At 56.3% G+C, this 687-nt stretch carries 1 protein-coding gene; it reads right to left on the bottom strand.

Annotated features, from left to right (window positions below; all coding sequences use genetic code 11):
• On the bottom strand, positions 1-510 hold a 510-nt coding region (locus A3730_RS10150; protein ID WP_156501131.1), incomplete at its 3' end, for an alpha/beta fold hydrolase.
• Positions 511-687 lie beyond the last annotated feature (177 nt).

The raw sequence follows: 687 nt of genomic DNA, 5'->3' as shown, positions 1-687 counted from the left end.
GGCTTTCAGGTAATCGGACAAACAACGGGGATCAAACGCCTTGAACAGCCCGCGAGAAGAAAAATAGCTGACCACCGAGTCCCAATCAGGCCAGTAGTCCAGCCGCCCACGGCTTTTCCCTGCCGGGGTCACCTTATCAATTTGTCTCGTCAGTTTTGCTGCGTGCATCAACGCCCCATGCAAACCATTCATCATGGGAGGGTCGAGCATTATCAGACAGGAAAACCACTCCGGATGGCGCTGCGCCACCAGGTACATCAATACCGACCCCAGCGAATGCCCGGCCCCCACAATGGGTTTGGGCAACGGCGCCAGCTGCGCCTCCAGTTCCAGGCTGAGGCTATGCCAGCCATTATCCACCGGGAAGGCAGGGTCATGGCCCGCTCTGTCCAGTACCACCAACTGGTACTCATCGGACAACGGCGCAAGAAAAGTATCGTAACTGTGGCCGGGTATGCCATTGGCGTGAGCGAAGGCAAGCACCTGACGTTGCCCTGATTGTTCAGGCATGAACTCTCCCTGGGGCCAATATCCGACCCAAACAAAAGGCACATCATAGCGGCACTCACAGCTGCCATGCCATGGCCGATAGCGCCATACGTCACGGTAGAGACGTATGCGACTGGTGCTTTTCAGGTAGTGTACAATGCCGGCACAAAGGAGGCGCTATGACCCTGATTTCATTCA

Source organism: Alcanivorax sp. HI0044, from assembly GCF_001634945.1.
Note: the sequence above shows the minus strand (reverse complement) of the source record. Positions and strands in the feature narration are given on the sequence as shown.